Consider the following 11,518-nt stretch of genomic DNA (forward strand, 5'->3'; position numbering starts at 1 on the left):
GGCCGGAGCGGGCGCCGGGGTGGGCGCGGGGGTCTGCTCGGGGCCACCGTGAGATCTATGGTTCCTATTACGTTTTGTGAGGCGTTTTACGGGAATAGGGAACCATAAATCGATGGGCCGGCGGGCGGGTACGCGCCGGTGACGCGGCGTCGTCCCGTGTGGTCTACTGAAGGCCCGCGGACGGGGCCGGCCGGAACGCAACCCCGGCCCGGCAGGTTCTGCGGTCAATGACGAGAAGGGCGTTCACATGGCTTTCAGCAAGGGTGACCGGGTCGGATGGAACACTGCGCAGGGCACAACGTACGGGACCGTGCAGTCCAAACACACGAAGGACCTGGAGTTCAAGAACCAGACGTTCCGGGCCGACAAGGACGATCCCGTGTACGTGGTGGAATCCGAAAAAACCGGCTCGCAGGCCGCCCATCACGAGTCCGCGCTGTCGGGCGCCACGGATGACGGGAAGGACGACGATTCAGGTCACCGCCCACCCCAGAAGGTGCAGGAGGCGGCCCAGCGCGCCGTGAAATGGATCGACGAGGGCAAGGCCGGCAAGGGTTTCACGGACACCGGTGAGCATCGCGCGCACCAGTTGGCCGAGGGTCAGACCGTGGACGATGAGGTCATCAAGAAGATGCGCGCGTACTTCAAGCGACATGAGGTGGACCGCTCCGCCGAGGGCTTTCACGGCGGGGAGGACGGCTACCCCTCTCCGGGTCGTGTGGCGTGGGATGCGTGGGGCGGAGATCCTGGCCGGGACTGGGCCGAGTCCCAGAAGATCGACGGGGAGTGAGCGGGGAAGGCCCGGCTTCACCGGCTCGATGAACGGCATGCGCAGTTACCTCACGGCGTCCGGAGTGCACGCGGACATCGCCCCGGACAGGTTCACGGAGGGCGGGTGGGTGCTGTCCCTGGACGGCGCGGAGCAGTCGCATGTGAACCTCGCGCACCCGGAGGAGATCTTCTACGAGTACCTGCGGCGGGTCGGCAACGTGGTGGATGTCATGGCGCCGGCGGGCTCCCCGATCACTGCGGTGCACCTGGCGCGGGCGCTCTGACCCTGGCCCGCTACATTGCGGCCACGCGCCCCGGATCGGCGCAGGTAGCGGTGGAGGTGGCGCCGGAGCTGCCCGGTTTTGTACTCGAGGCGCTGCCGTTGCCCGCGGGTGCGGACGTGCGGATGGTCGTCGACGACGCTCGCGCGGCACTCCCGCACGTGGCCGCACCGGGCACCATGGACGTGGTGGTGCTCGACGTCTTCACCGGCTCCGATGCGCCCGCCCACCTCACGGAGGCCTCTTTCTACGAGGAGGCCGCGCAGCTGCTTTCCCCGGACGGGGTCATGGTGGTCAACGTGGGCGACGACACCGGACTGGAGTTCTTCGCGGACCAGGCCCGGGTGATGCGTTCGGTCTTTGCCGATGTGTGGTGCCTGGCGGAACGGCAGCTGTTCACGCGTGAGCACGCCGGGAATCTGATCCTGGTGGGCGGTCTGCGTCCGTTGCCGCGGGAGTGGGCGGAGTCCTTCGAGGCCGCGGGCCGCATCCGGCGGGTGTGCTGGATGGGGAGGGGTTGGGGGAATTATTTGAGGAGCGGTGACCAAGGGCCTGCACCGACCGCCGGGTCAGCGGAGCACGCCAATGGTTGTTGCTGCGGCACTGGGCCCTGTCCGGCGGTTCCGAGTTCCACTACGCTCAATGTGTGACCGAGAACCGAACGTCACCGGTTTCTGAGGCACGATCCGAGCCGTCGCGGCGTCGCACGTTTGTGAACATCCTGGTGAACACGGCCGTGGCCAACCTGACCACGAGCTACCTGTGGTTCGCCCTGACGTTCTGGATCTACCTGGAAACCCGCAACGTGATCGCCACCGGGGTGGTCGGCGGGATCTACATGCTGCTGCTCGCCCTGAGTTCCATCAGCTTCGGCACGCTGGTGGACCGCTACCGCAAGCTGGCGGTCATGCGCTTTGCCGCACTGTTCACCCTGGTGATGTTCCTGCTCGCCGGTGCGGTCTTTCTCCTCGCCCCGGAGGGCCAGATCGCTCGGCTGGACGGTCCGTGGTTCTGGGGATTCGCGGCCGTGACCCTCATCGGGGCCGTGGTGGAGAACATGCGCAACATCGCCCTGTCCACCACGGTAACCATCCTCGTGGAACCAGAAAGACGCGCCAACGCCAACGGATTGGTCGGGATGGTCCAGGGGATCGCCTTCATGGTCACCTCGGTGCTCTCGGGGCTGTCCATCGGCCTGCTGGGCATGGGCGCCACGGTGGTCATCGCCGTCGTACTCACCGCCCTGGCCTTTGGGCACCTGCTCACGGTGAGGATGCCGGAAGAAGCCGAGCCCGCGCCGTCGGACGCCCACGGCGGGTTCGATCTGGCCGGTTCCTGGCGCGCGGTCATGGCGGTGGCCGGGCTGTTCGCCCTGATCATCTTCAGCACCTTCAACAATTTCATCGGAGGCGCCTACATTGCCCTGATGGATCCCTACGGGCTGGAGCTGTTCTCCGTGGAGATGTGGGGTGGCCTCTTCGCCCTGGCGTCCACCGGGTTCATCGTGGGCGGCGCGGTGATCGGGAAGGTGGGGCTGGGCAGCAACCCCCTGCGCACCATGCTGCTGGTGGTGATGGTGCTGGGCCTGCTGGGTGCCTTGTTCACGATCCGGGAGTGGGGGTGGCTGTACATCGCCGGCACCTGGCTGTACATGGCGCTGTTCCCCGCTGTGGAGGCGGCCGAGCAGACCGTCATCCAGCGCGTGGTGCCTTGGCCCGGCAGGGCCGCGTGTTCGGGTTCGCCATGGCCTTCGAGTCCTCGGCCGCGCCCGTCACCGCCTTCGTGGTGGCGCCGCTGGCCGAGTTCTGGATCATCCCCTACGCCCGCAGCGACGCCGGGGCCGCAGCACTGGAACCGCTGCTGGGAGAGGGCACCGCCCGGGGAATCGCGCTCATCTTCCTGTGCGCCGGCGCGTTGATGATCCTGGCCGCGGCCCTTGCCTTCCTTACCCCTGTGTACCGCCGTGTATCCGCCGAGTATGCCCGTGCGGCCGCCGAGGATCGGGGCGCGGGGGAGCGGGGTGAGGCGCGGGAAACGAGCCCCTGAACTCGCCGCATTGATAGCGGGCGGTGAGGGCTGTTCGGACGGGAAGGCGTGTGTTCTACTCGGTGTTATGAACGTCGGTCCCCTGCCCATTGCACCCGAAGCCGAGGACTTCCGTGCGCTGGCCCGCAGCTCGCCGTGGCGTTTTACCACGCTGCACTTCACCCACAGGCGTCAGCGACTCGGCGGCAGCGCCCCGGACGGCAACCGGTCGAGGCCTGGCTCGACCGCAGCATCGGGCGGGTGAGCGTGCGGACCTCCCGGGGCCTCGAGGTGAACGACGGCGTGCCCTACAGCACCAGTTCGATCCTCATGGTCGAGAGCGGGACCGCGCCTCCTTATACGCCTGAGCCGCCAGCGGAGCCGGTGCTGCGTCCGAACGGTCTGGTCGCTCGGCGTCCCGAGGGATGGCACGTCGAGCACGGTGACCCCATGTGGCAGGACTACTTGTGGACGGCAATGCTCGATCCCCTCGAACTCAGTTACGGAGTGGAAATCGACGATGTGGAGGCCACCACGGTCCGTGGTCGTCCTACCTGGGCCGCCACCTGCCGACCGCTGACGGGAAAGGGCGAGGAGTGGGAGGGCGGCTACGACCCGCGGTGCAGCTGCTGCCCGTTGTTGGACAGCGCTGTCAGTCGGTTGGTGGAGTATGGTCCTGAGGACCCGACCTGGAGCGACCGTGGACTTCCCACGACCTACCGCGTCCATCTGGACGTGCAAACGGGCATCGTCGTGGACATCGCCCCGCTGGACGGATCGGGTGGCACCAGCCTGACCAACGAGATCCATGCGGTTGATGGGCGGTTGGGGGTGTGGCCTACACGTTCGTCAGTGGAGTAAAGGATTCCAGCCAGTGCAGCCGCGGAGCGAGCCCCGTTTCCACTAGCCGACTGGTCTTGACCACTCGAGAAAGATAGAGCCCCCATGAAGCTTCTACATCTCGTAACCCCCAATTTCCCGGGTGAAGCCGCATTGAGGTGCAAGTAAAGGCGCCGGGCGAGCTACCGTCTCGGACCGTTGGTCCGCGGATAGTGAATTATATGTACGCATGAAATTGCTTCCCCGGAGTCGGAACCAAATTATTCAGTCCAGCTTCTGGGGAGCAGTACAACAAAGGACTGAGGGCAAACGATCATGCCCAGCGGCCGGACCCGCTGACCGCACCATCCCGCAATACTCCGGGGCCAGCTATAAGCTAACGGGGTAAGAGGCGGATCAAGTCCGTGCGCCGTGTGGTCGAAGCGACGCCTAAGTTTTTTCTGCGGAGACGTTTCGCGCCAGACGTATACAAGTTAATGGGGGCACGGGGTCTTCTTCGATCGCCAATATGTCCTCCGGACCGAAGTAGGAAACTAGGGTCGAGATGCTTCAGGTAGACCCTCAGACTGGGCCCGGGGAATCATGTCAAGATGCCCGGCTGGATTGATTCGTGGAATCATTTGGTTTTGCCCGGACTGCTGGACTTGGTTTGGCTTTTTGCTTGGCCGTGGTCAGGGCCAGCAGTTCGGCACAGAGCGCCTGGACCTGCCGTTGGAGCGCGGCTGGATTTAAGGGCTTGTTTTCCTTCGTCAGCTTGGTCTTTACAGCTTTTCTGACCGTGTCCGTGTGGGTGAGGGCGCGCTGGTATGGGGTGGCCGGTGCGTCGTACCTCTTACTGACCTTCACGCCGTTACGGACCTTCTCGACGAGTTTCTGCTGCGGGGCGAAGTGGTTCGTCAGCAGCCGCTGCAGCTGTCAGATCCTGTTCAGCAGCTCCAGCTCGGCAGGGGTGTCGTAGCGGTGGTACCCGAGGGTTTGGCGCACGATATGCCAGTTCTTCTGCTCCACATGCGCCCCGTCGTTCTTGTTTCCCGACCGGGACCTGGTGAACGTCAACTCCTCCTGCTCGCACCAGCGCAACAACTCCCAGTTGATGAACTCGCTGCCGTTGTCCGAGTCGATGCCCAGGATCGGGAACGGGAACTTCGTCGTGGCGGCCTTGAGGGCCGCGAAAACCCACTTCTGGGCCTTGTTCTTCACCGAGACGGTCTCAGTCCAACCGGTGGCGATGTCGGTGATATCCAGGGTGAAGCAAAACTCGCCCTTGGGATTGCCGCCCTCGTGACCGACCAGGTCGATCTCTACGAACCCCGGCTTCGCCTCGTCCCACTCGGCCCAGGTCCGCATCGGAATCGAGTCCTTGAGCAGCGTCCCGGGCTTGGTATGCGAGCGTCCCCGTGGATCAAGCTTCGCCCGATCGGCCTTGAGCCGGCGGTCGATCGTAGCCGGGGCGATCTTCAGCAACAGCGCCGCCGTCGGGTCGTCGATCTCCAGTTCCTCAAACCGGCGCAGACGCGGGACCAGATCCGGCCAACGCTGCGGCGAGCAGCCGCCCACAGGCCGTTCCCTGGACGGCCCAGCAAAACCGAAGCGCCTCGATCACCGGCTCCGGGTACAGCGGCGGCCTCGGCGGCCGTGGCTTGACTTGTTTGAGGACCAACGCCTGACGCAGGGCCTTGCGCGCGTGGTCGCGGTGCCAGCCGGTCAGTGCACACAGTTCGTCCAGGATGGTCTTCTTCGCCGCCCGGTCTGATTGGGCATACCGGGCGGCGGTGGTCTTCGTGACGGCTCTGCGTTCGCTCATCGAAAGCTCCATGGCTCAGCGTGGCCAGGCCAGCAAATACCGGCTCGGCAGACACGCCGCTACGCGGGCACTTTCAAATGATTCCTCGATTGCCGCTACGCGGGCATCTTTAATGAGTCAACGCGCTGGGTTGCCGATAAACGAAGTGAAGAGGACCATTGCTCTCAACGGCCCGTTCAAGGTTGTGTCTGCGAAGGAAGCAGAGGACACTCGCACCGCCACCCTCTGGCGCGGAGCAGGCTTACCTCCCCGCCACCCCAGTTCAGGTACTACGTGGATCAGGATGCTTTCAATCACGCGCGCGTTGTACATCGACGCCCGGTTGGTTCGGCTTCTGCTGGTAACGTTGCTGCGTTTACGCAGGTCACAGCGTTGTACTCGATTCCGAACTGCATCACGGAGCTGGCAACAGCTAAGGAGCTGCCGCGGGCATTTTCTCCCGCGTCTGGTACCCCCAGGCGCGCGAAAGTAAACTTCGTCCCATGGGTATCGACGAACAGCCTGAGGTTCCTGAGGAGTCCGACATGCCCGAGGAGGGCGAAGGCAGTGAGGAACCTTCGTCGGATACAGCAAGCGAGGCTCTTCGAAGGGCCCTTCATAACCGACGGGCAAAGGCCTCGGGTAACTCACAAGAGGAGCTGACTCCAGAGGAGCAAGAAGAGTTGCGAAGGTCCGCCGAGAAGATTCGCAGTTCCATCGTCAATCCGCTTGCCAACTACAAGATCCCGAAGTTCGCCCTACCCCAGATGCCACAGATCGGGATCTCGTCCGAAGTGATCAACAGATTCATGGGCACGCACGGTGCCTACGACCAGATCGCAAAGCCTGTCTTCCCTGCCATTCATATGCAGGACGCTTGGACCAACAACCTGGGCGTTATTAACAGTGACATCATCAAAAGGTTCGGCGCCCCCCAGCTCCAAGCGCAGTCGATCATCGATCAACTCGCGAAGAACTTTGACCTCGGTGCGATCAACCAATACACGAAACTCGCGGAGCAGTTCCGCGTGCAGCAGACATCGTGGTTCAAAGACATCATCCTGAACCTCGACAAGCTGCAGACGGCCTTCTGGCCACCGAACCTACGGGATATCGAGGGCCTCGGCCTTGACGACGTGGAGGCTGTGGTCATGCTCGACGGCATAGGCCTCTACAACGTTCCTCGTCAGAGCATCGCGGCTGCGCTCGTCCGAGCCAACAGTGTGCAAGAGCGACGGGAGATTCTTGGCCGGAGATGGAAGGCCATCTCGTCTGACTGCCGCAAGGCAATTAAGGCTTGTGAGTCGGAGGCTCTTGATACCTACGTCGCGACAGCGATTGCCGCTCTCGACGCCCTTGATGCTGGGCACACTCAAGCGGCTCAAGCTCTCGTTGGCTCACTCACGGATGCTCTCTTGATCGACTACCTTGGGGACAAGCGCTACCTTTATACGCCCAATAAGAAAACGAAGAACTCGGACGCCTACAATGAATTCGGAATCCGGAAGTTCATTGCCCTCGCTCCCATGTGGCAGGCCTACCAGCAGTTCTGGGCGAGGAACGGCGATGTCGTGCCGTCAACCTTCAACCGCAACGCGACGGCGCACACGGTCAACAGCCGGCAGTTCAATCGCCGTAACGCTGCACAGGGGCTGCTCTTCGTCTGCGGGCTCATCACTTTCTTGGAAGAGTTGCTGCAACGCCGTCAGGCGTAGGCGTTGCCTCAGCGCACTGACTCCTTTTGCCTCAGCTACTTCCCGTTCCCGATACATCGGCCCCTCGAACAGGGTCAAGCAACGATGAAGAGGTATTCATTCTCCAAGTCGTCCTCAACGTGGGATCGAGCGCAGGCACCTCAAGATGGTCAATCGTGGAGACCCAGAAGCCACCAAGTCTCGCCCCGCTATTTCTCGCCCATGGGCTTTATGGCGCCTTCGAGGAGGTTCGAGAAAGGTGATGCACAATAGGCGACACACAACTGCTTCGAACCCTGTCTTGAGACTGCCCCGGGTTTTCTTGACTCCTGACTTGTGAGGATCCGTCCTCACGGTAGGGATGTTTCCATGCCCAAGCCCTGCCCCGAGGAGTTCTGCCGCGACGTGGTGGCGGTGGCCCGCAAGCATGAGGCCCGGCTGTCGCGGATCGCCCGCGACTTCGGGATCTGAAGAAATAACCCTGCACAACTGGTTAGGCAGGGTCGACGTCAACGATGGCGTCCGTGCCGGCGTCACCACCGCCGAGTCACAGGAGCTGCGGGCGCTGAGGTGGCGCAACCTCCTGCTCGAGCAGGGCAATGAGATCCTGCGCCGGGCCGCTGCGTTCAACGCCTAACGAGCTGGCCCCACAATGAAGTTTCCGCTAGTTCTCGACCTGGCCGCCGACGGGATCCCCGTCGCGGTGACCTGCCCGATACTGGGCTTCTCCAACCAGGCCTTCTACCAGTGGAAGGTGAACCCGGTCACTGACCGCGACTGGGACGAGGCGCACCTGATCGACCCCGCCATGACCAGCCATGCCGAGGGCCCGGCCTTCGGCTACTGGTTCATCGCCGAGAAGCTGGCCGACCACGGCATCCATGCCGGGGAGAACCGCGTGCACCGGCTGTGCTGGGCCCAACCGCTCTTCAGCGTCCACTCCAACACGCGTGGCTCGACCACAAGCCCGATCCACCAGTCCATGACGAGCTGGTGGAACGCGACTTCACGGCTACCGCGCCGAACCAGCTGTGGCTCACGGACCTGACCGAGCACCACACCGGCGAAGGCAAGCATTATTTATGCGCGATCAAGAACGTCTACTCCAACCGGATCGTTGGCTACTGCATTGACTCGAAGATGAAGGCGTCCTTGGCGGTCACGGCCCTGCCTAGCGCGGTGACCGGCCGTGGCACGGTGGTCGGCTGCGTGATCCACAGCGACCGCGGCAGTCAAGCCGTATTCAACCGGTCGTCGCAACAGTGTGCTGTGGGGCCGAGAGTACCTGTTCTTCGAAGGCCTCGGCGGGGGTGCGCCAGTCGGGATGCGTCGGGGCCTGGTGTTGATGGCGTGGGCCACGGCGGCAATCTCGTGGGTGTCCCAGCGGGAGAGGTTGGTGCCCTTGGGCAGGTACTGGCGCAGCAGTCCGTTGAGATGCTCGTTGCTGCCGCGTTGCCAGGGGCTCTTGGGGTCGGCGAAGTAGACCGCCACCCCGGTCTGAGCGGTGAACAGGGCATGGGCCGAGAGTTTCTTGCCACGGTCCCAGGTCAGCGACCGGCGCAGACCAGAGGGCCTCGATGTGCTCGACCACCTCCAGCGGGGTGCGGGACGGGGAGGCGATCGGGGTCGAGGGCCGGTCGATCAGGCCCTCCTCACCGTCTTGGAGGTAGCGGGCCACCCAGGTGCTCACTGTGGGGCGGGAGACCCGGAACTCGGTGGCCACATGCGCCTGGGGGATTCCATCGATCAGGTGGCGCAAGACCATGCGCAGCCGGCCGGTCGGGGTCAGGGGTGCATTAACGTGGGTCATGAACGGGCTCTTTCGTGCGGGTGGACGGTGTAGGAACTTCCATCCTGTGGCGAGGAGCCCGTTCCTCATCTCATCGACGCACCCGCGACAAGAACCTCATGACCCACAACATCTAGATGGCCCCCCCAAGGGGTGGGCGTGATCCCGAAGAGCGGTCGTACTGCCTCGTCACCTGCTCGCGAGCCCCGCGAGCCGACGGAGGTGTACACGGTAGTCTGGCCTAGATAGAGATGCCCAAGCATCGACGTATTCCAGGAGAGGAGACGGCATGGAAATCGACAAAAAAGAGGCTTCTGCACTTAGCCGACTTTTCTCAGCAAGCGTTATTCGAGACTTTGGGCGGCGTGGCCGTTCGCCGCTTTTTACGCGACTAATTGAGCAGACTCAGATTGCCGCACAAATATCATCCGATTCGACTGTCGGTACAGCATTTGAAAAAGCTTTTAGTATTCTCAAAACGTCCGGCATCCGTGATGATTATGTATATCGCTCAGCAATTACGCAAAAGGTTCTTCTCGGCAGGCACTCTCTGAGTACAGCGACCCTGCTCAACGAGGTTCGCGTCGGCTCCTGCAAAGCCGATGTAGTCGTGCTTAATGGGACGTCAACAGCCTATGAAATCAAATCTGAACGAGACTCTCTGGCTCGACTGGAAAACCAGATAGAGAACTACCGTCGAGTTTTTGCGAGCGTCAATGTAGTGGTAAGTTCTTCCCATCTTCATGAAGTTCTCGAGGCAACTCCCAAAGACGTAGGTGTAATTACACTCTCGGGTCGTTTCAGGTTTCAGACTGAACGCGAAGCGCAAAATCAACCCCAACGAATTTCTGCATTAATGATCCTTGAAATTTTGCGAGTGGAGGAAGCTGTCTCTATTCTGAAAAACCTTAGACAAGATTTTCCCTCAGTTCCGAACACTCAAATGCGCTTCGAGCTAAAGCGCATCTTCTCTGAACTCGACCCCATGATCGTCCACGATGAGATGGTCAAAGAACTTAGATCTAGCCGGTCGCAGGCGAGTCTCGCTGATTTCATCGGATCAGTTCCTGTATCGCTCAGAGCTGCATCCTTAGCCGCAAAACCTAACCTCAGAAGCAGGGTTCGCATCAAGGAAGCTGTTGACACACCGCTAGTCGAGGCGCTTGCCTGGAAATGAGACGCATATGTATTACCCATATTTTCGAGGCAAGCAGTTTGAGCTTATTGCAATACGGGAATCAGCGGAACTGATCGCTTCCTCTGGCTTCGTCCCTATCATTGAACCAGTACGGGAGTCCTTGGGCGGTCTCGAGAAAGCTCTAAAGGCAATTACGAGCGCCGGTGCGCAAGCGGTAGTGGTTGTCAACCCGCGGCACGGCGACCACAGAGAGAACGGCGATAGCATCGCGGCTCTTCTAGAGAGAGATTACCGGTGGAACGACGCGATCCGCGCTGGAATTCTTTTGACTAGTGAGACTTCCAGGGCTCAAGCTATAGAGCAGCTTTCTAAGCATCAAGAGCAAGGAACTGCCCTCGTGCATTCTGGGTACACCGAAGCTCGCGTCCTCTCTGAGTTGATTGGAGAAACAGCGTCTTCGTTTCGTAATATTTTCATAGATGACCAAACAAATATGCTCTATCGACGGCATTTTTCCAAGAGCACCCGGGTCCTTGTGGGTGATGGCTTTGTGCAGATGAAGAATGCTGACTATCAGATGGTTGACATGTTTTCGGATCTTCATGTCACCTACGAAGATAGGGGCATGGACGGGTACGGCGACTTTCTTACAGTCGGCGACAACTACAGTGAGGGGGGCGGTCCGGCCTACGCTGTGGCAATTCATCTCACCTTTATCGATCCGGACCAGGATGATGCCATGTTCGTTTACCACTTCAAGTCTGATACGAATGACACACCAATAGACCCTGCGGGAAAATTCTCTCAGGCACTAGATAAGCTAATATTAAAGCTAAACGAAGGAAATTCAAACCTTCTTGAAACAAGCGCGGTTAAAGAATTTCGTGACTTGCATCAACGGGACCATTTCCCAGGTCTCGGATACGTCAAGAAGCTTTCGATAAAACATCACCTTGAGACGCTGGCTCATTATCACGCAAGTGGGGCAGATGTCTAGCAAGTACTGTTGTGCAGACTGTTTCGGTGACCCAGGGCTCACTAGGAGTATCATCCCGAAAGTGGTCGCCGATAATGCAGGATCACCTTGCATAGGTGTTTGTGGATACTGTAAAACCCAAGATGCAACTCTTGTTGATCCATCCTTATTGAGTCAATGGTTCGAAATGGTGCTCGATTGCTATGTGGGCCCTTCACAGA

General features: G+C 61.0%; 12 protein-coding genes and 4 pseudogenes. 11 read left to right on the top strand and 5 right to left on the bottom strand.

What is annotated here, in order from left to right; genetic code table 11:
• Nucleotides 1–247: 247 nt before the first annotated feature.
• The 6 genes and pseudogenes from YO9_RS20860 (at nt 248) to YO9_RS0110310 (ending at nt 3,938) form a co-directional block, all read left to right on the top strand.
• Nucleotides 248–790, top strand: coding sequence for a hypervirulence associated TUDOR domain-containing protein (locus tag YO9_RS20860; protein WP_016997392.1), 543 nt, complete (start codon nt 248–250; stop codon nt 788–790).
• A gap of 37 nt (nt 791–827) precedes the next feature.
• Nucleotides 828–1,055 carry a hypothetical protein gene (locus YO9_RS20865; protein WP_317259812.1) on the top strand — a complete coding sequence of 76 codons (228 nt, stop codon included), beginning with the start codon at nt 828–830 and terminating at the stop codon, nt 1,053–1,055.
• Nucleotides 1,056–1,069: 14 nt separating this feature from the next.
• The gene (locus YO9_RS20870; RefSeq protein ID WP_317259811.1) at nt 1,070–1,702 is read left to right on the top strand and encodes a spermidine synthase; all 633 of its coding nucleotides are present in this window, start codon (nt 1,070–1,072) and stop codon (nt 1,700–1,702) included.
• Nucleotides 1,699–3,098: pseudogene (locus YO9_RS0110305) on the top strand (MFS transporter). The gene YO9_RS20870 and the pseudogene YO9_RS0110305 overlap by 4 nt, the downstream one beginning before the upstream one ends.
• 67 nt (nt 3,099–3,165) lie before the next feature.
• Entirely contained in the window at nt 3,166–3,342 is a 177-nt protein-coding gene (locus YO9_RS17975; protein WP_223286399.1) for a hypothetical protein, read from the top strand.
• Nucleotides 3,343–3,380: 38 nt separating this feature from the next.
• Nucleotides 3,381–3,938 carry a hypothetical protein gene (locus tag YO9_RS0110310; protein ID WP_223286400.1) on the top strand — a complete coding sequence of 186 codons (558 nt, stop codon included), beginning with the start codon at nt 3,381–3,383 and terminating at the stop codon, nt 3,936–3,938.
• Nucleotides 3,939–4,502: 564 nt separating this feature from the next.
• On the opposite strand, the gene YO9_RS17980 is transcribed toward YO9_RS0110310, so the two are convergent.
• From YO9_RS17980 to YO9_RS17990, 3 genes are all read right to left on the bottom strand, one after another.
• Nucleotides 4,503–4,763 (bottom strand): hypothetical protein, encoded by a 261-nt coding sequence (locus YO9_RS17980; RefSeq protein WP_223286401.1) that lies wholly within the window; start codon nt 4,761–4,763, stop codon nt 4,503–4,505.
• Nucleotides 4,764–4,832: 69 nt separating this feature from the next.
• Nucleotides 4,833–5,474 carry an integrase catalytic domain-containing protein gene (locus tag YO9_RS17985; RefSeq protein ID WP_223286402.1) on the bottom strand — a complete coding sequence of 214 codons (642 nt, stop codon included), beginning with the start codon at nt 5,472–5,474 and terminating at the stop codon, nt 4,833–4,835.
• Nucleotides 5,416–5,721 carry a hypothetical protein gene (locus YO9_RS17990; RefSeq protein WP_223286403.1) on the bottom strand — a complete coding sequence of 102 codons (306 nt, stop codon included), beginning with the start codon at nt 5,719–5,721 and terminating at the stop codon, nt 5,416–5,418. The genes YO9_RS17985 and YO9_RS17990 overlap by 59 nt, the downstream gene beginning before the upstream one ends.
• A gap of 524 nt (nt 5,722–6,245) precedes the next feature.
• Between YO9_RS17990 and YO9_RS0110320 the strand changes: the two genes are divergently transcribed.
• The 3 genes and pseudogenes from YO9_RS0110320 to YO9_RS21605 all read left to right on the top strand — a co-directional run.
• Nucleotides 6,246–7,415, top strand: a complete 1,170-nt coding sequence (locus tag YO9_RS0110320; RefSeq protein WP_223286404.1) for a hypothetical protein — start codon at nt 6,246–6,248, stop codon at nt 7,413–7,415.
• Between the two features lie 631 nt (nt 7,416–8,046).
• Nucleotides 8,047–8,442, top strand: a complete 396-nt coding sequence (locus YO9_RS17995) for a hypothetical protein (protein WP_223286405.1) — start codon at nt 8,047–8,049, stop codon at nt 8,440–8,442.
• A pseudogene (locus tag YO9_RS21605) lies at nt 8,388–8,594 on the top strand (DDE-type integrase/transposase/recombinase); the annotation flags it as partial. The gene YO9_RS17995 and the pseudogene YO9_RS21605, both read left to right, overlap by 55 nt.
• 43 nt (nt 8,595–8,637) lie before the next feature.
• Here YO9_RS21605 and YO9_RS18005 read toward each other — a convergent pair.
• Nucleotides 8,638–8,975: pseudogene (locus YO9_RS18005) on the bottom strand (IS30 family transposase); the annotation flags it as partial.
• Nucleotides 8,953–9,204 (bottom strand): annotated as a pseudogene (locus tag YO9_RS18010) (helix-turn-helix domain-containing protein); the annotation flags it as partial. The pseudogenes YO9_RS18005 and YO9_RS18010, both read right to left, overlap by 23 nt.
• Nucleotides 9,205–9,472: 268 nt before the next feature.
• On the opposite strand from YO9_RS18010, the gene YO9_RS0110335 reads away from it, so the two are divergent.
• Together YO9_RS0110335 and YO9_RS0110340 are read left to right on the top strand one after the other, a co-directional pair.
• Complete coding sequence (locus tag YO9_RS0110335; RefSeq protein ID WP_031273077.1) at nt 9,473–10,360, top strand: sce7726 family protein; 888 nt, start codon at nt 9,473–9,475, stop codon at nt 10,358–10,360.
• A 7-nt stretch (nt 10,361–10,367) separates the two neighbouring features.
• Nucleotides 10,368–11,318, top strand: a complete 951-nt coding sequence (locus YO9_RS0110340) for a sce7725 family protein (RefSeq protein ID WP_016997399.1) — start codon at nt 10,368–10,370, stop codon at nt 11,316–11,318.
• The last annotated feature ends 200 nt before the right edge of the window (nt 11,319–11,518 follow it).

Origin of the sequence: Kocuria atrinae C3-8 (assembly GCF_000286355.1) — a bacterium.
Taxonomy (GTDB): Bacteria; Actinomycetota; Actinomycetes; order Actinomycetales; family Micrococcaceae; genus Kocuria; species Kocuria atrinae_A.

What these genes read in the sequence shown, in the direction of transcription:
- YO9_RS20860 (WP_016997392.1), top strand. Translation starts at nt 248, where the DNA reads ATGGCTTTCAGCAAGGGTGACCGGGTCGGATGGAACACTGCGCAGGGC.
- YO9_RS20865 (WP_317259812.1), top strand. Translation starts at nt 828, where the DNA reads ATGCGCAGTTACCTCACGGCGTCCGGAGTGCACGCGGACATCGCCCCG.
- YO9_RS17975 (WP_223286399.1), top strand. Translation starts at nt 3,166, where the DNA reads ATGAACGTCGGTCCCCTGCCCATTGCACCCGAAGCCGAGGACTTCCGT.
- YO9_RS17990 (WP_223286403.1), bottom strand. Translation starts at nt 5,721, where the DNA reads ATGAGCGAACGCAGAGCCGTCACGAAGACCACCGCCGCCCGGTATGCC.
- YO9_RS0110320 (WP_223286404.1), top strand. Translation starts at nt 6,246, where the DNA reads ATGCCCGAGGAGGGCGAAGGCAGTGAGGAACCTTCGTCGGATACAGCA.
- YO9_RS17995 (WP_223286405.1), top strand. Translation starts at nt 8,047, where the DNA reads ATGAAGTTTCCGCTAGTTCTCGACCTGGCCGCCGACGGGATCCCCGTC.
- YO9_RS0110335 (WP_031273077.1), top strand. Translation starts at nt 9,473, where the DNA reads ATGGAAATCGACAAAAAAGAGGCTTCTGCACTTAGCCGACTTTTCTCA.
- YO9_RS0110340 (WP_016997399.1), top strand. Translation starts at nt 10,368, where the DNA reads ATGTATTACCCATATTTTCGAGGCAAGCAGTTTGAGCTTATTGCAATA.